General features: G+C 40.6%; 22 protein-coding genes and 3 pseudogenes. 15 read left to right on the forward strand and 10 right to left on the reverse strand.

What is annotated here, in order from left to right; all coding sequences use genetic code 11:
• The first annotated feature begins 76 nt into the window (after positions 1–76).
• Positions 77–331 carry a helix-turn-helix domain-containing protein gene (locus NSQ99_RS21310; RefSeq protein WP_340839012.1) on the forward strand — a complete coding sequence of 85 codons (255 nt, stop codon included), beginning with the start codon at positions 77–79 and terminating at the stop codon, positions 329–331.
• A 398-nt stretch (positions 332–729) separates the two neighbouring features.
• Here NSQ99_RS21310 and ku read toward each other — a convergent pair whose 3' ends face one another.
• Together ku and NSQ99_RS21320 are read right to left on the reverse strand one after the other, a co-directional pair.
• Positions 730–1,557, reverse strand: a complete 828-nt coding sequence (gene ku / locus NSQ99_RS21315; protein WP_340839013.1) for a non-homologous end joining protein Ku — start codon at positions 1,555–1,557, stop codon at positions 730–732.
• Between the two features lie 90 nt (positions 1,558–1,647).
• Positions 1,648–1,971, reverse strand: coding sequence for a hypothetical protein (locus NSQ99_RS21320; protein ID WP_340839014.1), 324 nt, complete (start codon positions 1,969–1,971; stop codon positions 1,648–1,650).
• A 159-nt stretch (positions 1,972–2,130) separates the two neighbouring features.
• Here NSQ99_RS21320 and NSQ99_RS21325 point away from each other — a divergent pair, with 159 nt between their 5' ends.
• Positions 2,131–2,481, forward strand: a complete 351-nt coding sequence (locus NSQ99_RS21325) for a helix-turn-helix domain-containing protein (protein ID WP_340839015.1) — start codon at positions 2,131–2,133, stop codon at positions 2,479–2,481.
• 177 nt (positions 2,482–2,658) lie between these two features.
• Entirely contained in the window at positions 2,659–2,988 is a 330-nt protein-coding gene (locus NSQ99_RS21330) for an ATP-dependent DNA ligase (protein WP_340839016.1), read from the forward strand.
• A 624-nt stretch (positions 2,989–3,612) separates the two neighbouring features.
• Here NSQ99_RS21330 and NSQ99_RS21335 read toward each other — a convergent pair.
• Positions 3,613–3,813, reverse strand: a pseudogene (locus NSQ99_RS21335) (IS1595 family transposase); the annotation flags it as partial.
• A 352-nt stretch (positions 3,814–4,165) separates the two neighbouring features.
• Here NSQ99_RS21335 and NSQ99_RS21340 point away from each other — a divergent pair.
• Positions 4,166–4,501: a hypothetical protein gene (locus NSQ99_RS21340; protein WP_340839017.1), complete on the forward strand. Its 336-nt coding sequence runs from the start codon at positions 4,166–4,168 to the stop codon at positions 4,499–4,501.
• A 245-nt stretch (positions 4,502–4,746) separates the two neighbouring features.
• Here the strand turns inward: NSQ99_RS21340 and NSQ99_RS21345 are convergent, their stop codons facing one another.
• Entirely contained in the window at positions 4,747–6,099 is a 1,353-nt protein-coding gene (locus NSQ99_RS21345) for a transposase (protein ID WP_340839018.1), read from the reverse strand.
• Positions 6,100–6,392: 293 nt separating this feature from the next.
• Here NSQ99_RS21345 and NSQ99_RS23300 point away from each other — a divergent pair.
• The 3 genes and pseudogenes from NSQ99_RS23300 to NSQ99_RS23310 form a co-directional block, all read left to right on the forward strand.
• Positions 6,393–6,798, forward strand: a pseudogene (locus NSQ99_RS23300) (hypothetical protein); the annotation flags it as partial.
• A 29-nt stretch (positions 6,799–6,827) separates the two neighbouring features.
• A complete protein-coding gene (locus NSQ99_RS23305) occupies positions 6,828–7,382 on the forward strand; it encodes a hypothetical protein (RefSeq protein WP_445670564.1) in 555 nt (184 codons plus the stop codon).
• The gene (locus NSQ99_RS23310) at positions 7,337–8,461 is read left to right on the forward strand and encodes a BclA C-terminal domain-containing protein (RefSeq protein WP_445670565.1); all 1,125 of its coding nucleotides are present in this window, start codon (positions 7,337–7,339) and stop codon (positions 8,459–8,461) included. The genes NSQ99_RS23305 and NSQ99_RS23310 overlap by 46 nt, the downstream gene beginning before the upstream one ends.
• 191 nt (positions 8,462–8,652) lie before the next feature.
• Here the strand turns inward: NSQ99_RS23310 and NSQ99_RS21355 are convergent.
• The 4 genes and pseudogenes from NSQ99_RS21355 to NSQ99_RS21370 all read right to left on the reverse strand — a co-directional run.
• Positions 8,653–8,948, reverse strand: a pseudogene (locus NSQ99_RS21355) (sulfite reductase); the annotation flags it as partial.
• Positions 8,949–11,180: 2,232 nt separating this feature from the next.
• The gene (locus tag NSQ99_RS21360) at positions 11,181–11,387 is read right to left on the reverse strand and encodes a hypothetical protein (protein ID WP_340839019.1); all 207 of its coding nucleotides are present in this window, start codon (positions 11,385–11,387) and stop codon (positions 11,181–11,183) included.
• A 40-nt stretch (positions 11,388–11,427) separates the two neighbouring features.
• The gene (locus NSQ99_RS21365) at positions 11,428–11,778 is read right to left on the reverse strand and encodes a type II secretion system protein (RefSeq protein WP_340839020.1); all 351 of its coding nucleotides are present in this window, start codon (positions 11,776–11,778) and stop codon (positions 11,428–11,430) included.
• 363 nt (positions 11,779–12,141) lie between these two features.
• The gene (locus tag NSQ99_RS21370; RefSeq protein WP_340839021.1) at positions 12,142–12,318 is read right to left on the reverse strand and encodes a hypothetical protein; all 177 of its coding nucleotides are present in this window, start codon (positions 12,316–12,318) and stop codon (positions 12,142–12,144) included.
• 972 nt (positions 12,319–13,290) lie between these two features.
• On the opposite strand from NSQ99_RS21370, the gene tnpC reads away from it, so the two are divergent.
• The gene (gene tnpC / locus NSQ99_RS21375; RefSeq protein ID WP_340839022.1) at positions 13,291–14,838 is read left to right on the forward strand and encodes an IS66 family transposase; all 1,548 of its coding nucleotides are present in this window, start codon (positions 13,291–13,293) and stop codon (positions 14,836–14,838) included.
• A gap of 99 nt (positions 14,839–14,937) precedes the next feature.
• A complete protein-coding gene (locus tag NSQ99_RS21380) occupies positions 14,938–16,179 on the forward strand; it encodes an ISL3 family transposase (protein WP_340839023.1) in 1,242 nt (413 codons plus the stop codon).
• On the opposite strand, the gene NSQ99_RS21385 is transcribed toward NSQ99_RS21380, so the two are convergent.
• On the reverse strand, positions 16,109–16,495 hold the full coding sequence (locus NSQ99_RS21385; protein ID WP_340839024.1) for an S-layer homology domain-containing protein: 387 nt from the start codon (positions 16,493–16,495) through the stop codon (positions 16,109–16,111). The two genes, NSQ99_RS21380 and NSQ99_RS21385, sit on opposite strands and share 71 nt — an antisense overlap.
• A gap of 515 nt (positions 16,496–17,010) precedes the next feature.
• On the opposite strand from NSQ99_RS21385, the gene NSQ99_RS21390 reads away from it, so the two are divergent.
• From NSQ99_RS21390 to NSQ99_RS21400, 3 genes are read left to right on the forward strand one after another with little or no spacing between them, the layout of a single operon-like run.
• Entirely contained in the window at positions 17,011–17,697 is a 687-nt protein-coding gene (locus NSQ99_RS21390) for an ABC transporter ATP-binding protein (RefSeq protein WP_340839025.1), read from the forward strand.
• Complete coding sequence (locus NSQ99_RS21395; protein WP_340839026.1) at positions 17,694–18,911, forward strand: ABC transporter permease; 1,218 nt, start codon at positions 17,694–17,696, stop codon at positions 18,909–18,911. The genes NSQ99_RS21390 and NSQ99_RS21395 overlap by 4 nt, the downstream gene beginning before the upstream one ends.
• A gap of 13 nt (positions 18,912–18,924) precedes the next feature.
• The gene (locus tag NSQ99_RS21400) at positions 18,925–20,019 is read left to right on the forward strand and encodes a hypothetical protein (protein ID WP_340839027.1); all 1,095 of its coding nucleotides are present in this window, start codon (positions 18,925–18,927) and stop codon (positions 20,017–20,019) included.
• 327 nt (positions 20,020–20,346) lie between these two features.
• Here NSQ99_RS21400 and NSQ99_RS21405 read toward each other — a convergent pair whose 3' ends face one another.
• Positions 20,347–21,375 carry a LacI family DNA-binding transcriptional regulator gene (locus tag NSQ99_RS21405; RefSeq protein ID WP_340839028.1) on the reverse strand — a complete coding sequence of 343 codons (1,029 nt, stop codon included), beginning with the start codon at positions 21,373–21,375 and terminating at the stop codon, positions 20,347–20,349.
• A 506-nt stretch (positions 21,376–21,881) separates the two neighbouring features.
• On the opposite strand from NSQ99_RS21405, the gene NSQ99_RS21410 reads away from it, so the two are divergent.
• The 3 genes from NSQ99_RS21410 (at position 21,882) to NSQ99_RS21420 (ending at position 25,475) form a co-directional block, all read left to right on the forward strand.
• Positions 21,882–23,207 carry a sugar ABC transporter substrate-binding protein gene (locus tag NSQ99_RS21410; protein ID WP_340839029.1) on the forward strand — a complete coding sequence of 442 codons (1,326 nt, stop codon included), beginning with the start codon at positions 21,882–21,884 and terminating at the stop codon, positions 23,205–23,207.
• A gap of 118 nt (positions 23,208–23,325) precedes the next feature.
• A complete protein-coding gene (locus NSQ99_RS21415; RefSeq protein WP_340839030.1) occupies positions 23,326–24,639 on the forward strand; it encodes a carbohydrate ABC transporter permease in 1,314 nt (437 codons plus the stop codon).
• Positions 24,636–25,475 (forward strand): sugar ABC transporter permease, encoded by an 840-nt coding sequence (locus tag NSQ99_RS21420; RefSeq protein ID WP_340839031.1) that lies wholly within the window; start codon positions 24,636–24,638, stop codon positions 25,473–25,475. Before NSQ99_RS21415 ends, NSQ99_RS21420 begins: the two co-directional genes overlap by 4 nt.
• Position 25,476 lies beyond the last annotated feature (1 nt).

The raw sequence follows: 25,476 nt of genomic DNA on the forward strand, positions 1-25,476 counted from the left end.
TACTATCAGTTATATGAATCTATTATTTTGGTGATAATAGATTATAAGATTAATATAATTGAGGTGAGAAACCAGTATGATGACTGAACGTATGATCTATAAAATTATTGGTCAACGAGTTCGTGAATACCGTATAGCTAGACAATTGACACAAGAAGAAATAAGCGAAAAATTACAAATGTCTCGACCATCAATAACAAATATTGAATCTGGAAAGCATCGAATTCAAATTCATGTCTTATATGAACTTGCAAAATTATTTGATATACCTATCCAAAATTTAGTCGTAATTGTTTGCGATAATGAGAATCAAAATGCAATTGTCGTTTGAAAATGCTGAATTTTCCAATAATATTCCAGGAGGTCATCATCGCTTTGTTTTTTAAAACTCATCAAATACTATCTCAATCTAGAAAAGGTTAATTTGCACATTTAATTCACGGATTGTCACCTCAATATAATCATGAACATAAACTCTATAATTAATACATATATGTATCAAAACGATATTTTTAGCCATCGATTCTGGTGTGCATTCTTCAGTAATAAGATTATTTTAGGTGAGGCCTCAAGTCTTGAAAAAGCTGAAGCGATACCCAAAACGTACGTTCTAAACTATCCATATTGACGCCCAACGAGCAACTCGTAGACGTCTATATAGATATTCAAATAAGACGAGGAACAGCATGAACACTGTCCCTCGTCTTATTTGGATGGTCTTATGGATTATCAAGCAGTTTGAATTTTTTTTGGTCGGCCTCTTCGCTTTACAGGTTTTTTACTATCACTTTGTTCTAAAGCCTCAAGACTGGCTTGCAGAGCAGACATTAAATCTAATACATTATTCTTTGGCTGAATAACTGCATATTGAATTTCATCACCTTGAATTTTTTTGTTGATAACATCATTTAACTGATTTCTGTAATCATCCTGATACTTCGTTGGCTCAAAAGTAACTGAAAGCTGTTGTACGATGGATTGCGCCATTACTAACTCTCTAGGATCAACAACAGGATCAGTCTGAACATTAGGAACATTTTGAATCGGCCTAATTTCGTCGGAGTAATATAGTGTTTCTAATACCAAGCAGTTATTGACTACTCTGATTGCCCCTAAACTACTTTTCGCACGAATGGAGATTTTGCAAATACCTATCTTACTTGTTGTTTTTAGTGCTTCCATCAAAAGAGTATAACCTCTATCAGAACTGCTATCAGGTGATAGGTAGTATGTTTTCTGAAAATATATCGGATCAATCTCGTCAATATTTACAAAATCCATTATTTTTATTTCTTTTATGGATTCAGGCAGAAGTCCCTCTAACTCATCTTTTTCAAATAAGATATATTGGCCCTTCTGATGCTCATAGCCCTTTACTAGGTCTTCAGTTCCCGTTTCATTATTACACTGTTTACAGAATTTAAGTGAAGAAATCGGTGAACCGCATGCCCGATGAATTTGTTTCATTGAAATATCTTTATCCTCTGTTGCAGCGTGCATTTTTACAGGGAGATGGACTAGTCCGAAACTTAATGCACCTTTCCACAATGTATGCATATCGTATCTACCTTTCTATTTTTACAAATATCCTTTCCATATTTATGATGAATTAATCAAGAGTATTGTCATAAGTAAGTTATTAGTTCCTTAGAACTGACGTTTTCTCTTTTTCTCCTTTATCGAAGTTTTCAATAAATTTATTTGTTCAAAGTAATCCAGGTTCTCTGAAGCTAGAGGCTCCTGAAGTTTCCACACTTCATGCATTATTCCAGTATGAGATATCACTGCAATAACTTTATTTTTTTCAGGTTCAATAACGACAGTTATACCAGATGTTTTTTCGCTCATTGAAGAAGGATTAAACCAATTTTCTTTAATAGCAATTCGACAAGAATAGTACATGTCCTGATAACATATTCCCCTTATAGTAATGATCGCTTTATCTATCATTAATGGATTGATTGTATCCATATATATACTCCCTTCGTTCAAAGAAGTGCTTTCAACTATATTATCTTTCCCACTTACACACTATAATGATACATATAAATATCATTATTATAATATGATAACTATCTACGTATGTTTCGCACGGAGTACGTTGTATACACTTCTTATAGAGGTGTTAAAATGTCCAAAAACATACTTAAACTCGTTGGTTCTAAGATTAGAGACTTAAGGAAAGCAAAAGGGTTATCACAAGAACAACTTGGTGAAATTGCTGGATTTCACTTTTCATACATAGGTGGGATCGAGAGAGCTGAAAAGAATATCTCCTTATTAAACTTAGCAAAGATTGCTGATGCATTAGATAGTGAAATTTATGAGCTATTTGCCTATACTCATTCCGTCAAGATATCTAATCATTCTAGTAGTAAGGAAGAGGAAATAAATAAGATCTTGGAATTGTTGTCTTCAAAAAATGAGAATGATATTCGAAAAGCGAGGATTATCATAAAAGAGGTCTTTAAGCAGGATTAACTAACTTCGATTGGTGTTAACAGAACAAGTTAAATTTATCAAGGGACGGATTATTCCGTCCTTTTTTGTATGTTCTTCTACTCGTTCATCCTTATATGTATATTATGCATTCGTGTAGTGAAGAATTTTAACAACCCAGATATGAGGAGTGACTTCATCATTTTTCTATTCGCCCCTATGTTACTTGAAAAACAGGATCAACCCTTTGATAGTGATCGATATATATTTGAACCCAAGATTGACGGTCATCGAGCAATATTAACGCATTTTTCCGGAAAAACGAACATATTTACACGTAATGGTAATAATATTACTCGTCAGTATCCTGAACTTGAAATTCTTAATTGGGGGCATGACGTAGTACTTGATGGTGAAATCGCGTGTATAAATAACGCTACGGGGAAGATTGATTATGAATCTGTCATGATAGGGCTTAAATCACAAAACCGTAATAAGATCCACCTGTTGACGGGAGTCGTCCTCACAGGAAACTACTTCCTCGCATAATCGTCTATTTCTTCTTCCTCCTTACGTCGCCTTCTGTGTCTACAACGCAATACACTGATTTATTCATTATGATGTATGCGATTCCTGATCAATGACATATGGATCTAAGAGCTGCCATACATACTCTTTTCATATTACACCTCATATTCAAAAATTTAATTTACTAACTATTTTTACCTAACTATAAAATCAATTTTCTGACATAATGATCCACATACTCTTGGAGTTCCCTTCTATTTGATTCGTTTTTATTAGGCATCATAGATACAGCTAATGGTAAATGAGATTGCATAGATTTTTGCTTGAGCCTCCATCTTTTGCAATCACTTGAGACATATTTTACCCAATATGTAGTAGAGATGTTCCCTTAGTAATGAAACGTATGATATTTCGATTGTTTGTATCTTTTGTAACTGAAAAACAAAACTGCATATTCTCATGAACCATTTTATTAAGAGCTTCCCTCCTTAGAGTTTGCGTATTACTTGCTCCAATTTCAGCGTAATCAAGCCAATTGATAAAAAGTTGAGAATACAAGTAAATTGATGCCTTATTTACTACCCACTTTAGGGATCTTAGCTTAACAAGAATAAGCAGACAGCCGAAGTTTGGTGTTAGTGTCGGTCACAGTAAACAGACACGATTTGACCTACATATTTTTCTTATTCGATAGGTATTCTCATATTCCTTGCTGTCTATATAACGAAACCAAGCCAAATAATATTGCAAATATTTGGTGGAAACACCATTAAAGCGGTTCATCCATTTTTTTAATCGGCTGTGGTAGCTGTTTACGTTTTGGATGTGGTACAGGCCTTTCACACGTTAAAACGTTACTGGCCCTATGGTTTTTTACTATTCTGAAACTAATGGACAACTATCAAAAATGCCCACAAATGTACCAATGGTATATGGATTAGGAACTTCATCTGGAGCTTTTGGGGAATCAAGTGAAACAGTAGTGAAGATACCTGAAAGACTTACTTTCTTTGTTGGAACAAAAGAACAATGGGAAAAACACAAGGTGGCAACTGGAAAATAAAACTCGATATGTGGTTTTTCTATAAGGCTGTTTTCATAAACTTTGTTATTTTTTAGTAGCGAAATATTATGATACAATAAAATATGTGATTAAATTGTTTGATTGTATCAAAGTATGAAGAAAGCGGTGAATACAATGAAAAAAGCAATAACATTAGGTTTAATTTTTGTTTCTATGATGCTTTCAGGATGTAATATGAACAAATTAAGTAGTGCTGAATTTACTAACCTTACACCAGGACTAATTAAAATAGACAACTTTACCTATCTAATGAACGATGAAGTTTTACCTACTAACGAGGTTGAAAAGCAAATAGCCAAAATTACTAAAATTCAAGCAGTTGTGTCTTACTCAGAAGACCAAAACCCATATAAAAATCCGAGTGAAATTTTTAAAATAAAGGATATAAATGTAGAAGTTGCAATAGCAATTCAAGTTAATGATAATCTATATAAAGAAAATATTAACTAAAAAATACTGCCTACGCCATATCTCATTCGCCAATGTCAGTCTACTCATACATGATGTACCATTTAACTATTTTGGAATATAGTTTCAATTCTATTCCGCCATTAATCAATTCTCCTACCCCTAATTAAATTTTTGCATACTACAAAGCCAAATATGAAGATATATATCTATGAGAATCAATTTCATAATGCACTTATCTAAACAAAGTCAGACGAACAGAATTTATTAATTCCTGTTTTTGAAGCTTAAGCTGCTTGATGTTTTAATCTTTTATTGATGCGGTCTACTGCTAATTTCGTTGCATTGTATACTAAAGAAACCAGCGTCAAATGTGCTTTTGCTTTTTGACCTGAACGATGACGAATATGATTCAGTTGAAAATAACCCTTCAAATAGGCATTCACACGTTCAACAGCGGTTCGGCGTTTAGCTATATGATCCCAAGATACCGTTCCTCGTGCAGGTGCCGTATACTTGCGAAGACTGGATGTTATTTTAATTTTGTACACCTTTTGACACAAACTATCGTTTTTAAGCGGACATTCTTCACATGCTTTCGGACGGATATACTTTAGCGTCTCGTATTTCGCATCGTAGCTATCATAACGATAGGATTGTTCTCTTACACAGGTTGGAGCAAAATGCTCATCGAATCCGATATATTCGGGTTCTCGTCGACGGTTGTAGGCGATAATCGCATGAGCTTCTGCTTTTCTTACTTGCTCATAAATTGGTTCATGGTCATACCCAGCATCCATTGTTGCATAGCGATACTTAAAGCACGGATGATGAAGGGCAAGCCCCTTTAATAAAGGAATAGCAGCTTTTCCATCATTTAAATTACCTGAAGATAGCAACGCACCTAGAATATATTGACTACTTGTGGCAACCGCCAAATGTGCCTTGTAGCCATACCAAAAGACGTTGTTTTGTTCACTATTTTTCTTGATGCCCCACTGTGGGTCTAGTGGCAGCTGTTGGCTTAGCTGTTCGTAGGATGTTGTCAATTGATCAGCTATTTCTCGTTGGTAAATCGTTTTTGTTGCTTCTTCAGCTTGTTTTTGTGCGAGCCAAATCTTATGTTCTTCTTTCGACTTACGTCCACGTTTTTTAGGTTCAGGCTTTTCTTTCGCTTGCTTCTTAGGTGCTTGATCACGAGCGACTACATGTGTAGCATCGATGGCAATCGTATCGTCGAGAATAAATCCTTCTTGCAGTGCATAAGTAATGACTTGTTGTTGCATCTGCTCTAGTGCGTTGCTCTGACTAATTTTCTGAATAAGCCGAGAGTAGGATGCTTCAGAAGGAATGGAATCTGACAGCATAAAGCCACAATCCAGACGAAACAAAAGATCCTCACGGAGCCTTTTGATTAAATCTTTAATTGTCGGGATGCGTGAAATGAGTCTAGCGATTAACGAGTAAATCATCGCCGAGTAGTGAACTTCAACGGGAGCACCAAGCCTTGATTTTTTACTGACCACGGACAGTAAAGGTTGAATATCTATTGCACTAAATATGGCTTCAAAACGAAATTTTTGCTCCATAGAAAACAAGTCTTGCAAGGAAAACAGACTTTCGTGTCGAATATATGGCATAGGGGTTCATCCTTTCATCTCATTGTTTTGGTGGTACTTAACAATTTCGAGATTTGGGGAGGTTCTCCTTTTTTCATGCCTTAGAAAGCTAGTCATATCGGGGCTTTAGATTTATGAAATTGATTCATGAAACTATTAATTGTAAGAAGTTTTTGATTGTTATAGGTTATTTACACATGCATTTGATGCTTCTCCTTCGTACGATAAAGAAGTACTAAGGAGGTGTTATTTTGGATAAAGTAACCAATAATGAGCAATTTAAAAACTATCATTCTAGTGAGAAAACAGTAACGATCAGCGGTATTCACCCAATAGGTCGTCGCGGTCCAACTGGCCCTACTGGCGCTACTGGTGCTACTGGCGCAACTGGAGCTACTGGCTCTACTGGTGACGCCTGGTGGCGCGACTACTGGCGCGACTGGTGATCCTGGAGCTACTGGCACTACTGGTGCTACTGGTGCTACTGGCGCGACTGGTGACACTGGCGCGACTGGTGACACTGGCGCGACTGGCGCGACTGGCTGGCGACTGGCACTACTGCTGGGACTGGCTACTGGCTGGTGCTACTGGCGATCCTGGAGCTACTGGTAACATTGGCGCTACTGGCGCTACTGGCGCTGGCTACTGGTGCTACTGGTCCTACTGGCGCAACTGGCGACTGGTGACTGGGCAACTGGTGCTACTGGCCCGACTGGAGCCTGGTGCTACTGGTGCTACTGGCACTACTGGTGACACTACTGGCTACTGGAGCTACTGGAGCTACTGGAGCTACTGGAGCTACTGGAGCTACTGGAGCTACTGGAGCTACTGGCGCTACTGGCGCTACTGGCGCTACTGGCGCTACTGGCGCTACTGGCGCTACTGGCACTACTGGCGCTACTGGAGCTACTGGTGCTACTGGCGCTACTGGCGCAACTGGCGCTACTGGTAACATTGGCGCTACTGGCGCTACTGGCGCTACTGGAGCGACTGGCGCTACTGGTGCTACTGGCTACTGGCTACTGGCGCAACTGGTGCTACTGGCCCGACTGGCGCAACTGGCTACTGGCGACTGGCGCTACTGGTGCTACTGGCGCGCTACTGGTGCTACTGGTAACATTGGCGCTACTGGCGCTACTGGCGCTACTGGCGCTACTGGCGCGACTGGCGCGACTGGCGCTACTGGCGCTACTGGCGCGACTGGCTACTGGCGCTACTGGCGCTACTGGCACAGCTACTGGTGCTACTGGCGCTACTGGTGCTACTGGCGCTACTGCTACTGGCGCGGCGCTACTGGTCGCTAACGACTGGCGCTACTGGCGCTACTGGAGCTACTGGCTACTGGCGCGACTGGTGCTACTGGCACAACGACTGGCCGACTGGCGCTACTGGTGCTACTGGAGCTACTGGAGCTACTGGAGCTACTGGAGCTACTGGTAACATTGGCGCGACTGGCGCTACTGGCGCGACTGGCGCTACTGGCGCTACTGGTGCTACTGGCCCGACTGGCCCGACTGGCGCGACTGGCGCTACTGGCGCGACTGGCGCTACTGGCGCGACTGGTGCTACTGGTGCTACTGGTCCTACTGGCACAACTGGTGCTACTGGCGCAACTGGCGCGACTGGCGCGACTGGCGCTACTGGTGCTACTGGCCCGACTGGCCCGACTGGCGCTACTGGAGCTACTGGTAACATTGGCGCTACTGGCGCTACTGGCGCTACTGGCGCTACTGGCGCTACTGGTGCTACTGGCACAACTGGCGCTACTGGAGCTACTGGTGCTACTGGTCCTACTGGCGCTACTGGCGCGACTGGCGCTACTGGCACAACTGGTGCTACTGGTGCTACTGGTCCTACCGGCGTTACTGGCGCTACTGGTGGCGGTTCAGCATTCATTGAAACTGTGAAAATAGGGGACATAAATGCATTGATTCCCTTTAACGCTGGTGGAGGAAACAACCAAGCCATTGGAGCTCTTGCTTTTAATGGACAGCAAACAACTATTAGTAGACTTGCTGCTTACGTTACTCAATTAGGCTCTAACACAGGTACTTTTCAAATGGCTGTCCTTCAACCAGTTAGTCAAACGCAAGCTACCGTTATTGCAGTGACTACTATAGCTACATCTTTAACATCAGGTCTATTCATCTTACCGTTAACAGCACCTGTTACGCTTTCAGGCAATAGTGTTTATTATCTTGCTGCATACAACCAAATTAACGGGTCAACTTTAGGTGGTCGAAGTACTGGATCAGGAACAGTAGGAAGTGCCTTCCCAATCAATTTTAGAGTTCAAAACCTTGCTGGATTTACAGTTGGTCAGTCCATAAATACAAGTGATGTAAGTATACTTTCATCACCTTACCTCGCTGGCTTGGTCTAGTTAACTTGTTTTATATTCTCATTCTTTATTAGAATTTGGATACCTTACAAGAGCATTTAAACAGGAATTGTAAAGAAAAAATTGTCTAGCTCTCCTTTTCAGAAACCAATAACAGGCCTTCTTTCAGAGTGTACCATTTCTCTATAAGAAGGCCTGTTTATATGTTGTAGCTATGCACTATGGAAGTTTGTTCAGCCTGTCGTGGCATTAATATATTGTGCACGGGTTACAAAATCACCAAAGTTTCATTGCCTTGTCGGTCTTTTGCATAATGTTCGATAATCGGTTGAAGTGTAGCAATAATTTCTGTCTCACCGATATTTTCTTTGTACATTTTGTTCAAGTGTTCACCTGCATTACTCGCACCCATATACATATTGTATTTGCCAGGTGATTTTCCAATAAATGAAATTTCCCCTAGTGCAGGGCGGGCGCAACCATTTGGACAGCCTGTCATACGAATGTTAATCTCTTGATCGTGTAAACCATTTGTGACGGAGAGTAGATAGGTTTGGTTGTAAAAAACGCAACTGCCGAAAGGATTTCTTTTGTTTTCTGATAATATATTTGCTCTTGGATTATTTATGCCTCTCCGATTATTAGTCCTCTACTTTCAAATAATACTATTTGCATTGCAATTTGAATTTCTTGGAACGTAGCTCTCATTTCAATCTCCTCCGGAATTTAATAAAAGGCTCTATTAAAGGTAAATGTTGATATTTGAAACCTATCCGAAATATTAGTAAAATAAGAATAAGAACAAACATTCGGGAGGTGGCAAGGTTGAGCAAAGCATTCAGCAATCTATTGAAACATATTGGCAATTTATCACACACAGAAAAAGAAAGAGTGTTTCAATGGGTAAAATTATTCTTGTGATTAGATTTGATGTTCGTTTCTACTTACTACAACGAGATACGATCTAGTATTTTTGCTTTTCTGTTTGCTTTGATTAGCACTTGTCTTTATATGGTTTTACCAATCCAGATGTTTCACATATCGTTCAGGTATTCACGAACTTCCGCAGGAAGTTGTCAGACAGAAACTTCATCCTGAATTTCCTCTGCTAACCAAGGGCGTATGCCCGCCGCGTGAATACGGTGATATGTGATGCATCTGACTTCTTGTAATACTTCACAAACCTAAATATTGCCATGCTATCGTTTTTAATTGTCTTAAATGACTTCTTCTATATTGCTATTTCCCTTAAGGTTTCTGTTCATTCTTTTTTGAATCATGGTTTTCATCTGGGTTGTCTAGAGTTGTAGTGGACCTCCAATGGTGCGGTTCATGGTGCGAGGATGAAACTAATTATTCTTGTGATTAGATGTGATGTTCGTTTCTACTTACTACAACCAGATACGATCTAGTATTGTTGCTTCTTCTGTTTGCTTTGATTAGCACTTGTATTTATATGGTTTTACCAATCCAGATGTTTCACATATCGTCTTATTTACGAAATTCGTGATTTTATTAAATACTGGGTTATAGATGAACCATACATATTGGTTTTTTAACTCAATCAAATTATAACAGATATTGGGTTTAATGGAATCAAATTTCTATGTGCTGATTATTTTCTAATTAATTTTTAAAATTGAAAGTTCTTCTCGTTCGAAGCATCCATATCCCCTATTAATAACTTCTTGTTGTGAAATTAAATCAGACTATTCTTTTGAATAGTACAAATATAACGGACACTCATATTATTTCTGTGGTTATTGCTTAAGTTATGTTGCCCAACGATTAATTTTTACATGTAGTCCATTGAGCTTTACCCCTACGAACAATAGATGTTCTTGTCCATTTTCGGATAACGAAGTAAGTTATTGCCCCGTGTAAATGATAAGTACTTATATCGTTAAATTAAAAAAACGCGATGGGCACGGCTAGTTATCTATATAAGTTCTTGAAGTCCGACATCTTTCATTCTCTGACGCTTCACCTCTATTGCTAGATTATGAATAATAAGTATTAGACACAGGAACAGCTATTCATTCAATCTAATAATTATTCTTTAATAATTTCTGACTTTATTGTGATTTTAACCACTTCATAAATGCATGAGACTGGCTCATAGCATCATACATCGCAGTCTTCCTATGATTTAGCAGGTGTTTATGATAACTATTATAAGTGTCTATAAATAACTGCTGTAGAGGATCATATTTGTAATCTAGACACAGCTGAATCCAATGATATAGGAGATCTGAATACTCCCCAGCAGCAAACCCACTACACCTATCTCTATCTATGTTCAAATTATGGGTGTGAAAATGACACCTCTCCCTTTGCAGTTGTTGTGCTTTTACCGCTGTTACAAATAGAACAACTAGGAACTAGATTAATAGGAGTAACTGTAAAAATCGGGAATCTTGCTTGTGGTAATCAACGTAGTAGCATCACGATAACCACAAAAAGGTAATCAAGACTTCCAGTTAAACGAAAGGTACTAACCCTCCTGAATCACGTGTGTTTTTAAAAAAGACCAGCGTAGATGATATACATACTCAACCATATATAAATTTCATGATTCACCCTCTTCCATCGCTTGGTTTTGTTCTTGTTCCACCATATAAAGCTACTTCCATTCGAACAAATCGGCTAACTATATATGTTCTTGTCCATTTTCGGCTAACCATACAAGTTCTTGTCCTGAGCAAAAGACAAGAACTTGTATGGTTAAATAAAAAAAGGCTTGCTATGCAAGACTTCTTAACTATATATGTTGTTGTCCTCCGACAGATATCAGTAATTTCCTTTGAATTTCTTCCAATAATATTGAATTTAATGCTGTACTAAATTCATTTTTCTCATTTTTTTTCGCACTGTGAGTAATTTGAAATATTTCAATCATGTTCAGTATAGATAGAACAGTTCCTATACCTATAAAATCACCAATAACTAATTCTATTGGAAAAGTCATATGAACACTCCTTATTATTATGTTGTGCAGCGTAAGAGTTTCAGAATAAATAAATAATTGTTACTACTATTCCAGTTAACACCATCCCTATTAATAGTTCTATCAATGTGAAACTACCTAAAAACATAGGATCAGACCAAATTCCCTTACCTTTTCGTTTTTTATTTTTATATTCCATTCCTACAGAAAAAATCAATTCAGCAGCAATTTTGCAATCATATAATTTGGTTATTTCCATATCAGATAATCTTTCTAACTTCGCTTTTATGGATTCATCGTAATCTTTTGATTTTTGAAAATACTTTAACACTTCTCGAATTACTATTTTCGTTTTCCCTAAAAATTCATCTGTTTCAAATTCAGAAGGTTTGAATATTTTCTTATTTCCCATTTTAGTTACTGCTTAAGACATGTTATGAGCAAGGGATAATAATTGATTTAATGTAGCATTTTCCTTCCGATCTATTAAGTAATTTTGCATTCGAGTATTATTCATACCTAACACACCTTCCTATTCATTATGTAAAAATATATAGAGCATTGAAGATGCATCCTAAAATTATTGTAGTGATACAGTACAAAATATAATTGCGAACGTAACTTCAGAAATGCCAATGAAATACGCTAGAATATTTCAGAAGGGTATTCAGAAGGATATTCAGAAGGATATGTAGAATTAACAAAGGCTGATCTACAGATTGTTGATAATTAGCCTTTGTTATATGATTAATGAAGGGAGGATTCGGTTAACTACTTAAAATCCAGCTTGTAACTTATGAATGTTATCAATAAAGTTCTCTTTAGATTCTACTAACCAATTAATTATATTTTCCTGATTATCACCCAAGAAAAATTCTTTGTTTTCAATTTTACTCTTTTGAAATATTCTTACGTATCTCATACGCATTTCTGGTGTTACATTACCGATCATATTTTGTAATTGAGTTATTTAAATCCTTTCTCAAATGACTTAACTCCAAACCTGTGCTTTAACTTATTTGTAGTAAAATGAAATTGATTTCCATCATCGTCAAGTATATTCTCTCTATTTGAAAAATCATTAAGACATCTTAATAATGATTGTTGTAAGAATTGTTTTCTGACTCCTTTTTTGGCTTGATACCTTATAAATAGAAGTTGTTTTGGGTTCTTTGTACCTGGAAAGTTTTTGTTGATTATATCTCTGTTTTCTTTAACATTAAGAACACCTTTGTGTTCTTTTAGTATTTAAAAATTTAACGCCGATGACATTTTACTTTCGTAAAACATCATCGGCGTTTTTTTGTTAGGCTAGGTTACTTTTGTACCAGCCTCTTATTTTTGCAGATTTATAGAATAACCCTATCTAATTAGGCAATCTTTTCAAAGAGATAAGATTCTATAGAGTCTTTGTACTTGTATTAAATATCAAATATATAATGTTTTTGTCTAGAAAATTTAGAGAATTATAAATACTAATATCCTCTGTCACTTTACTAAAGGCATGTTTATTTTTTACATAATTCTTATCATAAAATAATTGATTGTCGAACCATTCAGGTAATGATTCTTTAGTTGACAATTCAATTATTTGATTAACATTATTAATTATGAACATATTATCTTGGTTGAAATATTCCTCTTCAATTAATATCCATGTTTGGTATTTGTCTATTCCATCACCGAATTTAGTTGGAGCCTGAGAAACTGTAAAGACCTTCTTGTCTCCGTCATAAACTTCATAGTTGCTATAATCTTGTTGTTTATATTTGGCTCTACACAGAAATCAGTGCTTGACTGAATAAAGGTTACTACTTAGGTAGCTAAAAATAAATTGACTCCATTCTTAAAGTTTTAAAGGAATTCCTTGCCTGAATGGCGAAATAATCCTTATCAAAGACTTCAAGATGAGGAGTGAATAGCCATGAAGGTGTCAGCTGATGAAGTAAACAAAATGTCCAAAGGCGACCCAGAGATCGCAGACATTTTCCATGGATTATTCGCGGTCATCTCTAAGCAATCGGAACATATTGAAAAGCTAACGGAACGAATTGAAAAGCAAAGTATCATAATGAATGAACAAGCAAAACAAATTGATGAGCAAGCAAAGCAAATCGACGCACAAGCCAAGAAAATCGTGAAATTAGAAAAACAAGTTCACGAGCTCGAACGCCAGCTCAGTCAAAATAGTAACAATAGTAGTAAGCCTCCATCCAGTGATGGGCTTCGTAAACCAACGAACCTTCGTGCACCTGGTGGGAAGAAAGGAGCACCTAAAGGACATGATGGTACGACGCTGCGTTTTTCTGACCAGCCCGATGAAATTATTGTACATGCCTTAAATACCTGTTCAAGATGCTCTGCTTCCCTTGAAGATGCAGAAAGCCTCACGTATGAGAAACGTCAGGTATTCGACCTGCCTCCTCCAAAGATTTGGATTACGGAACACCGTGCTGTAAAGCAATGCTGTTCAAATTGTGGGCTGCAGCAGCGTGCCCATTTTCCTGAGCAAGTCAAAGCTCCGACCCAATATGGCACAGGCTTTACAACATGGACAGCTTATCTACATACGTACCAAATGATTCCCTTGGATCGGATTTCTCGCATGTTTTCGGAGTTAACGGGCTACCGTCCGAGCGAAGCTACGCTTCTTTCTTCCTTACAAACCATGCATCATGCGTTAGCTGAGGCGGAAGATACGATTCGCACAGCACTGCGTCAACAGTCCGTTGTCCACGCCGATGAAACAGGCTGTCGTATTGAAGGTAAAACCGAGTGGATGCATGTGGTCTCCGATGCCCAGTGGACGTTACTAGGCATACATCCAAACCGTGGAAACAAAGGAATGGATGCCCTAGGTTTTCTTCCCTCGTATACTGGAGCCGTGGTCCATGATTGCCTAGCTGCGTACTTTAAACCCCACTATACCTTCAGCCATGCGCTGTGCAATGCCCATCTACTACGTGAGTGCCAGGGGATTGTTGAGCATGACGGGCACCAATGGGCACAGCAGATGAAGGAGCTTTTGCAAGAAAGCTGGGCGCTGGTGCAACGTTATGCACAAGACCAACAATCCGTGCCAGAGGATGTCGTGCAAGAGATTCAGGCCTGGTACGACGAAATCCTTGAGCAGGGTAAAACAGAATGGTCCACGCCGATCCCTTGGAACGCTCATGGTCGAGGGAGAACGAAAAAGAGCAAAGCTGCCAATCTAGGTCAGCGATTCAACGTTCACAAAGCTGCAATTCTGCGGTTTATTTGGGATGCGTCTATTCCTTTTGACAACAATCAAGCGGAGCGTGATTTACGGATGGTCAAGGTCAAACAAAAAGTTTCAGGTACCTTCCGCACTCAAGCAGGAGCGCAGATGTTTGCGCGATTGCGTAGTGTCATCTCTTCGCTCTTAAAGCAAAAACAAAATATATTAGCCTCACTCCGTCATGCATTATGCGGTAAGTCTGTGTTTGAGTGACGTAAGTAGTAACGAATAAAGAACGTATAAAAATGGAAAAACATCTGAAATTCCTGTATTGTTGAAAGTCCTACCCAACAACAAATGAGGAATAAACAGATGCAAATCCAGTATATCAATGAAATGCTTGATTTACCAGAACTTACGATCAGCCAAATCCTGTTTATAAGTAGTGATGAGCTTCATCTGGAAGCCCTGCCTGTCGATTATAAACAGGCTTGTCCCTGCTGCAAATCGGATCAAGCGGTCATTCGCAAAGGATACAACGACATGCGAAAGATTCGACATCTTGCTGTATTTGAGAAGAAAACCTACTTGTGCGTACCCAGCATACGCATGTACTGCGTGAATTGCGAACTCGGTTTTGGCTGGGTGTATGATTTTGTTGGCCCCAAACAACGGTATAGCCATTTGTTTCGTTCACGCGTTGTCGCACAGGCGCTCGGTTCTACGGCGGTTCATAGCGCTCGGATGCAACAAGCGCCGATCAGCACCGTGCAGGATATGCACAATCAGGCTGTGCCGGTGCTTTGTCAGCAACTCACCGAACAAGCATGGGAGGAAGCGCAACAGACCCCTGATTTGGTGCTTGGCATTGATGATTTCGCGATAAAGAAAGGCCATACCTACAATACCGGTATTCACAATCTCAAAGGAGAAACCATGCTGGATCTGCTGCCTGGAAGAAAATTATTCGATCTACGAGCGTATACCCATGAATATCCGCTATTTCGCATGCTCAAACCCAAAGCAGTGGTGATGGATCTGGCGCAGGCTTACCACACCTGGATTCGCGAGTGTTTTCCTGCGGCGATCCGAATCGCCGATCGTTTTCACGTTCACGGTTACGTGATTGACAGCGTGCAGGAAGTGCGAAAAACCGTGCAACAAACCCTCTCACCGCGAGCAAAGGCACATTTAAAGGCCAACCATCGCTTACTGAATCCGCCTGCTGAAGCGCTGGATGCAGAAAACCGAAAGCGTCTGGAAGTTCTGTTGGGCTACTCATCGCTTCTTCGGGAAACCTGGGAATGGAAAGAAGCGTTTACCGTCTGGTACGACTGCTCACCTGATTTTGCTGTGGCCAAGCTCGGATTTGAACGTTGGTGTGAACAAGGCCAAACGATCGATCATGCTGCCGTCCATGTTACGCTGAAAACAATGCGGAATTGGCAAGAAGAGATTGTGAACTACCATCAATGTCGTTGGACAAATGCTACGGTAGAGGGACGTCATAATCGTATCAAGGCCTACCAACGTCGCCATTATTTCACCAGAAACTATGGCCGCTACAAAGCTGGCATTCTCGTTGAATGTAACCGGCATCGGATGTTGGCTTGACTGTCAAGCACTGATTATTAGGTTGAGCCTCATATTTAAAACTATTAATTCTGTATCCTTGGTTCTTTAGTTCATATGTAACCTCTGAAATTAATGAACCTACTTCAGCGTCTTCTTCAAAAACAACAGAATCTTCCTTTTTTTGAATTAATCCGTCCAATCTAGGATTGAATTCATGGATAGTTCTCATAAATAATACAACTGCTTCTTCACGTGTCGTCTTACCTTTCGGATCAATATTATTATTCTCTTTTCCACTAATAATTCCTTTTGCATTTAGAAATTTCAATGAGGACATAGCATATGAAGAAACCATATCTAGCCGCCTTCTTCGATTTCCCTACAAGGACGGTTATTGCTTAAGTAATGTTGCCTAACGATTAATTTTTAGATGTAGTCCATTGAGCTTTACCCCTATGGCTAACAATACATGTTCTTTTCCATTCTCGGCTAACTATATAAGTTCTTGTCCCGAGCAAAAGACAAGAACTTATATCATTAAAATAAAAAAGCCGCGCTGGGCGCGGATAGTTATCTATATATGTTCCTGTCCTCCAACAGATGAGGTGGTCTACCAGTTCATTTTCAGAAAACAGTAGCTGAATGTAGCTAAAAATATTGTGTTGATTAAACATGATTGTTTATTAATTCCACCAATATTCGTGACAATGTGGGTAACTTTGTGTCAAAACACGATTATGTACGTACATTTGTGCATTTTTTCGTGATACAAATGTTCCTACATAAAAAAAGAAAAGCCAGAGTTATCAGGCTTTTCTTCGTTAAGTTATGTTGGTACTTTTGTGTCCTTGGACAAAGGAGCACGACGGTATGATCACGATACAGCAGCTGAAGAAAAGCTATGGCCAGCAGCCCATTCTATATATTCCGCAATGGACAGTACAGCAAGGCGAGCAGGTTGCTTTGCTTGGGCCTAGCGGCTGCGGTAAAAGCACGCTGCTCCATCTATTAGGCGGCGTGCTAGCAGTCGATGCCGGCAGTATAACGATTAACGGTCAAACGTTAAGTACGATGTCAGAGGCAGCACGCGATGAGTTTAGAAGCAAGCACATCGGCTATGTGTTTCAAGATTTTTATCTAATTCCTTCGTTAACCGCAAAAGAAAATATTGAATGGGCGCTGACTTCGCAGGAAAGAGGGAGCACGATGAAGCGCAAGCAGCTAATTGAGCAGTGGTTCGAGCGAGTGGGCTTAAGCGATCAAATGAATCGCTATCCTTCCCAGCTGTCACGCGGCCAGCAGCAGCGTGTCGCGATGATTCGAGCATTAATCCATACTCCACCGTTGGTGCTTGCTGATGAGCCGACAGGAAGTCTCGACTGGGAGACTGCCTCGCATATTATGCAGCTATTGCTGGAGCTGTCCAAGGAGCATAGCATGACGCTAGTAACCGTCACGCATGATCTTCATCTCGCTGAACTGTATCCGACTACGATTCAGATGAAGGAGATTAACGAGCTAATGAAGCAGCCAGCTCAGAAAGGAGTTCTTATATGAGTGCCTGGGGATATATATGGCGTAATATCAAGCATCGAGCGATGCTGTCTACATTAACAATTGTAGCTGTGACCGTTACCGTTGCTATCTTTTCTTTACTTTTAATGAGCAAGGAGAGTATTGAGCATGGCGCGCAGAAGGGCTATGGACCTTTTGAGGTGGTTATTGGAGCTGAAGGCAGTGAGGCACAGCTCGTGCTTCATACGTTTTATCGAATGGGGGCACCATTAGGCAATATTCCATATGAATTGCTTCAGCAGGTGAAGGATAGCGAGCATGTTGATCAAGCTTTCGGTATTACGACAGGAGATCAGTATAATGGCTATTCCATCGTCGGAATAGAGGCTGCTTATTTTGGCACTCGTTATAATAATCGTGCTTTGCAGCAAGGTAGATTATATCAAGCAACAGGCGAGGTAACGCTTGGTTACACAGCAGCTAAGGAGCTAGGGTTAGAGGTTGGTGATCAATTTACAGGAGCTCATGGCACAGTAGCGGGCTTTGATCATGAGGAACACCACAGTGATGAATCGGCACACGAGCCGCATGATACTCACCATTCCTTTATATACACCGTAGTAGGTATTTTACCGGAGTTAAGCAATAGCGATGATCGAGCAATATTTACAACGATGGACTATGCATGGGCTGTGCATGATAGCACGGAGGAAGAACGTGAAGTGACGACGATTATCGTGAAGCCGAGCTCGCTCTTAGGCTTGCAAATGATAAAGCAGCAGATGGACGCCCAATCAGGTGTTCAAGCTGCCTATTCTAGTAAAGCTATTGCTGACGTGCTCAATATGGTAGATACAGGCTCTCAGCTTATGATGATCATGCTGGGGATATGTACGTTGCTAGCTGCAACATCACTGGTGCTATCTCTTGTTGCATCGATTCAGGAGCGCAAGCGTGATGTTGGGCTGATGCGGTTGGTTGGTAAATCTAAACGCTATATTTTAATGGTGACGATTGGCGAAGGCGTGCTATTAACTGCGATTGGGGCGTTCATAGGCTTACTGGCCGGTCATATTACAGGAGCAATCATTAGCCAGCAGCTGTTTGTCTATGCGGGAATACAGCTGCAGCCGTGGTCATTGGCAGAATATGAGCTGCTTATGCTTATTGGAGCTTTGATGCTGGGAATTCTAGCATCATTAGGACCTGCACTTAAAGTGTATCGTACGGATCCAATTACGTTATTTAAAGCTTAGGAGGGCGAGTAGTATGAATATACGGAAACCTATGCTATATTGTGCAGCATTCATCGTTTGCATCACGTTATTAGTAGGCTGTGGGGAGGAAGAACAAGCTGCTTCAAGTACATTTTTTGATGCTATCGAGGCTTCAGCTAGTGAGTCTAAGGAAAGGACTGCTTCAGCTCAATTCGACGATGAAGCGGGAGAACGTCAACAATCAATGCAGCTAGGGCTAGAAACAGAAAAAGAAGAAGCAGTGAATCTGGAATTAGAGAAACGAGATGAAGGTCAGCAGCAAGACGCATCTTTGCATGATGCTGTAAAGGAACAACTTAATGCATCTACCACTGATGTTGTAGACCATAGTCGTATCGAGAATAAAAATCAAACCGTCGAGATGAGCTTAAAGGAAATTCAAGCAAGAAAGATGTCAGCAGCTGCAGCGGAACAGGCAGAAGGCGATCAGATCGAAGCAGGAAGTGAAGCAGTAAGCGACACAACAAAGGGCACATTAATTGGTAAATCAAGTAATATATCAAGTGGTAAACCAAGTAGCCCACGAAACGATGAAAAAACTAGCGCTGTAAATGAAGAAGTTAACAGCACACCAGTCAACACGCCAAGTGGTAAAACAAGCAACAATTCACCAAGCAGCGCAGCAAACGATGAATCTATCAATGCACCAAGCGATGCATTAAGCAGTAACGCCACAAGTAGTAAATCAAGTGACACCTCAAGCACTGTCTCCACAAAAGGGAAAAATGAGATCTATTGGAGCGAATTTTTCGATAACGAGGATCAAACAACGCCATCGAACACGTTTTGGGATTTATCTGAAAAATTGGCAACAGTGCAAATCAAAGGCTTTATGGGCGAGGTACTGTCATTAGACAAAAACTGGTTCCTGCTAATACCCGAGCCAGGAGCAGAATGCCCATTCGATAACGGGGATGAAACCTATTGGAACAAAATTATGATCGTATTTGTCGATGAAGACGTAAAGCTTCGCTACACCTCTAAGCCACTACAATTAACAGGTAAGCTAGATGTCGGCATAAAAGTCGATGAGTCCGGCTACAAAACAATGTTCCGACTATACGACGCAACCTTTACAGAAATTTAGAAGAAGCGGAGTACATGGAGAGTTGCGCCGAAGCGATACCTACGACGCGGCCCCAACGAAGCAAATGGAGAGCCCACGAAGCGATACCCACAAAACCGCTCCAGCGGAGCAAATGGTGAGAGCGTAAAAGCGAAGCGGTTGCCTTTGCCCTCTGATTTCTACAAATGATACCCTTCTAGAAATCAGAGGGGAACAGCAATTGCAGCCTTACCATTTGCGGAGCGCTGAAATCAGAGGGGAACAGCAATTGCAGCCTTACCATTTGCGGAGCGCTGAAATCAGAGGGGAACAGCAATTGCAGCCTCACCATTTGCGTAGCGCTGAATATCATTTCCGTGTAAGTGACATAAGCGACGATTCACGTACGATCAATCGATGCGGGATAATAATTCGGTTTTGGTGAACGGATGGCTGGTCCGTAATTCTTCTAATCAACATCTGTGAAGCCGTATAGCCGAGCTGATAGGTGCCAATATCAATCGAACTAATTGGCGGAGACGCAAGCTCAGATAAAGCGATATTGTTAAAGCTCACGATGCACATATCATCAGGAACTTTGAAGCCAAGCTCCGTTAGCCCATGAACGACACCAAAGGCAACCGCGTCATCGATGACAACAAGTGCACTTGGACGCTCCTGCAAATTCATTAAAAAGGTCATCGCACGATACCCGCCATGCTGTAAATATTCTCCTTCCACGATCCACTCTGGTCGAAGCTCCAAGCCTTGCTCCTGCATGGCACGGCGATACCCTGCCATGCGATCAAGTGATACGGTTAGGTTCGGAGGACCACTTACGAATCCAATACGGTCATGCCCCTGCAATATTAAATGTCGAGTAGCCTCGTAAGCAGCCTGCTCGTTATCGTTATCAACGGATAGAATATCTGGATGCTCATCGGTTCGACCTATAAGAACGGTAGGGAATTTTGCCTTATCGAGCATGGAGATGAGAGGATCATTAGGGCGCGAGGACAATAGAATAACTCCATCTACACGTCTGCCAAAAACAAGACGAGAAACGGTTTCCTTTTCATCATGCGGTGATGTAGCAGCAGCTAGCAGCATATCATAGCCAGCTAGCGTCGATTGTGTCAGAATCCCTCGTAGCAGCTCTCCAAAGAAGAAATCCTTGAATAGCTCCTCGGCTGGACGAGGCAGCATAATCGCAAGTGTTTTGGTTGTTTTTGAAACAAGGCTTTTCGCCATAATATTTGGATGATAGCCCATCTCCTCCATAATACGTTTCACTTTACTGCTAGTGGCACTGCTTATTCGATCATGGTTAGAGATCACTCTCGATACCGTAGAGGGTGAGACCCCTGCAGCCTTTGCAATATCCTTTATAGTTACCATAGGAAATGCTCCTTTTTATTTACGAATGTAAAACTAATAAGTCTATGAACATCTACGGATGTTAATATATAACAAATGTAAGCGGTTAACAAATGTGAAAAACTGTCTAATTTAGAGAAAACGAAAGAAAACAGCAGGTAAATTGGTTATTTTTCCAAATATTGAGCTATGCAAACGTTTTAACAAATTGCACAGCGTGTTGTATGATAATGACACAAATAGAACGCTTACATTTCCAGCTTGTATCGTGAGAGGTCGAATCGATGAGATAAATTCACGATAAGTAGGATATTTTGTTGAATTTTGAACAAACGTTTGCGCTAGATTGCACAATATGTGATTACACCGTGAATCGCACACCTAATTTATCACGTACCTTGCATCACGTAACCGTCCTACTACGATACATAACCGATCATACAAAAACGTCGATACAAGGCTGATTTAAGCGATCTATCAGTTAGTTAAGTTTTTAAGTATACAATTTTGAGAGGGGAATACTTAGAATGAAAAAGCTACTGACTTTAACGATGATTGTTGCTCTGTTTTTTGTGGCTGCTTGCGGCTCTAACAACAACGGAGGAAGCACAGGAGGAAACACGCAGACAAATACTCCTGAAACAACGAATACGGCAAATAATTCAAACAACAGCAGTAATAATGCAGCGGATGAAGCTATTGAGGAGCTTGTACCAGAGGAAGGCGCAACTTTGCTTATATGGGAAAGTAAAGAAGAGCGTCCATTCGTAGAAGCGATCGCTAAAGAGTTTACTGAAAAATATGGTGTTGAAATTAAGTTTGAAGAAGTTGGCGCAGGTGACCAGGTTAATAAGCTAATGACAGATGGTCCTGCAGGTCTTGGTGCAGACGTTGTGCTTTTCCCTCATGACAATCTAGGTAAAGCGGTAACGGCAGGTCTTGTTCTACCTAATGATTTCTACGAAGAAGAAACGAAAACAGCAAACTCTGAAATCGCGGTGAATGCGGTAACGTATGATGGCGTGCTATACGGCTATCCTCGTTCTGTTGAAACCTATGCGTTGTTCTACAACAAGGATATTATTACAGAGGTCCCTAAAACCTTTGATGAGGTTGTAGAGTTTGCGAGCACATATAATGATGTTGCCAACAATAAGTTTGCAATTATGTGGGAAGTAGGTAACTTCTACTTCAACTATCCGTTTGTATCCACTGGCGGTTATGTGTATGGCAACAACGGTCAGGATAAAGACGATATCGGTCTAAATACACCAGGTGCAGTTGAAGGCTTAGCTTACTACGGTTCATTAAAAGAGAAGCTGCTTCCGATGAACTCTGGTGATATTAGCTACGATATTAAGAAGGGCTTTTTCACGAGCGGTACGTTAGCGATGGATATTAACGGACCTTGGACAATTGGTGATTACAGAAATGAAGGCATTAACTTCGGTGTAGCAAAGCTTCCTGATATCAACGGTCAGCCAGCTTCTTCCTTCTCAGGAATTAAAGCTTGGTACGTCAACTACTTTACGAAATATCCAATCGCAGCTCGTCTATTCGCACACTTTGCTTCTACGAAGGAAGCACAATTGAAAAACTTTGAAATTACTGGTGCGCTACCAGCAAACATTGAAGCGGCCAATGACCCTTCAGTAATAAGCGATGAAATCGTGAAAGGCTTCCTAGACCAATTCGAGCAATCGACTCCAATGCCTGCAATTCCTGAAATGGGTAATGTGTGGGATCCAATTGCATCAGCGTTCTCTGAGGTATGGAACAACGGTGCTGATGCGAAAACAGCACTTGATAACGCAGTTCAGCAAATTAAAGATGCGAACAACGGAGCTCAGTAAACATGCAGTGACGCTCGGTCATCACCCGTCGATAGCTATCGACGGGTGAACCGATGTTTACGAATCGATGAGAACTGATGCTTGATGGTACGTTTCGTACGGAAAGGAGCCGGGCGCAATGAATGGACACCGCAATGCCGCAACGATTTTGTCTGTTCTCTGTATGGGGCTAGGGCAGCTATATAACAGACAGTGGATCAAAGGTTTATTGCTGCTAGTGTTTAACGTAGCAGCACTTAGCTACTTTATATCTAATTTAGGCACGGCGATCTGGGGCATCGTCACTTTAGGTGAAAAAACACAAGGACTAGAAAAGGTCGGAAGGCTGATGGTCCCTGTAGAAGGGGATCATTCCATCTATTTATTAATTGGTGGTCTCATTACGATTTTTGCTTTAGCGATTTATTTAACCGTATATGGCATGAGCATCAAGGATGCTTACCGTACAGGCGGCGAGCGAGATGCTGGGAAAACACCAGCTAACTTTAAGCAAACCTGGGCATATATTACCGATAAAAAGTTTCCGATTCTGCTGTTAGCATTGCCGGTATCTGGTGTGCTGCTGCTAACGATTATGCCGATCATTTTCATGATTCTATTAGCATTCACCAACTACTCTTCACCTGATCACATACCACCAGCCTCACTTGTGGATTGGGTAGGCTTCCAGACGTTTAAAGATTTATTAACGCTTAAAACATGGAGTCGTACATTTGTTGGTGTATTTACTTGGACAATAATCTGGGCAGTTCTGGCGACAGTTACGACATACTTTGGCGGTATACTCGTAGCCTTGCTCATTGAATCAAAAGGAATTCGCTTTAAGAAGCTATGGAGAACGATTTTCATTATTCCGTATGCAATCCCACAGCTGATTTCACTGCTAGTTATGCGTAACTTGTTCAATGGTCAATTCGGTCCAATTAATCAATATTTAAGCTACTTTGGCTTAGGGAAGCTGCCTTGGCTTACCGATCCACTATGGGCAAAGGTAACCGTTATTATCGTTAATATGTGGGTAGGTATTCCAGTGTCGATGGTACTGATTCTCGGTATATTGACAGCGATTCCAAAGGATTTATATGAAGCAGCTGATGTAGATGGGGCATCAGGCTTTCAGAAATTCAAAATTATTACAATGCCGTTTATTCTATTCTCGACGGCTCCAATTCTCATCATGCAATTTGCAGGAAATATCAACAACTTTAACGTCATCTTCCTATTGACGAACGGTGATCCGGTCAATGGTAATTATCAATATGCCGGCAGTACTGATTTGCTTGTTACTTGGCTATATAAGCTGACGCTTAACAATAGTAAATTCAATATGTCATCCGCAATTGGTATCATTATTTTCTTACTCGTTGCTTCACTTTCGATCTGGAGCTATCGCCGCTCACGCTCATATAAAGAGGAGGATATGGTACAATGACAAACCGAAAATCAAACTATATCCTGACTACACTAAAATATGTGATCTTAATTGCCATTGCGGTGTGCTGTATCTATCCAGCTTTATGGGTCGTTCTGTCCTCGTTAAGGCCGGGTACTTCATTATACAGTCCAACGCTCATCCCAGAGACGTTCACGCTTGCTCATTATCGTGAGCTGTTTAATAATCCAAGCTTTCAATACGGTAAATGGTATCTCAATACACTAAAAATCGCGACGCTTACGATGCTATTCTCCACCATATTGGTAACGCTTAGTATGTATGCTTTGTCACGGTTTCGCTTTAAGTCACGCAAATCGATGCTTACATCCATGCTAATACTAGGGATGTTCCCTGGCTTTATGAGCATGATCGCGATCTTCATCTTAATGCTGCAATTGAATCTACTGGATACACATGCTGCACTCATTCTTGTTTATTCTGCTGGCTCTGTGCTTGGCGGCTTTGTCGTAAAGGGCTACTATGATACGATTCCGAGAAGCCTAGATGAAGCAGCACGTATTGATGGTGCTAGTCATATGCAGGTCTTTCTGAAAATTATGCTGCCACTGTCAAAGCCAATTCTTACGTATGTTGCCTTGACGCAATTTACTGGGGTATGGGGAGACTTTATCTTTGCAAGACTCGTGCTGCGCAGTAAAGAAAATTGGACGCTAGCTGTTGGTATGTGGGACTTAGTCGCATCATATCAAAACAGTAACTTTACGTTGTTTGCTGCAGGGGCTGTGTTAATTGCCATTCCGATTACACTGCTGTTCATCTTCCTGCAACGCTTCCTCGTACAAGGCTTAACGTCTGGGGCGTCAAAAGGATAAT

Origin of the sequence: Paenibacillus sp. FSL W7-1287 (genome assembly GCF_038004245.1) — a bacterium.
GTDB classification, from domain to species: Bacteria; Bacillota; Bacilli; order Paenibacillales; family Paenibacillaceae; genus Pristimantibacillus; species Pristimantibacillus camelliae.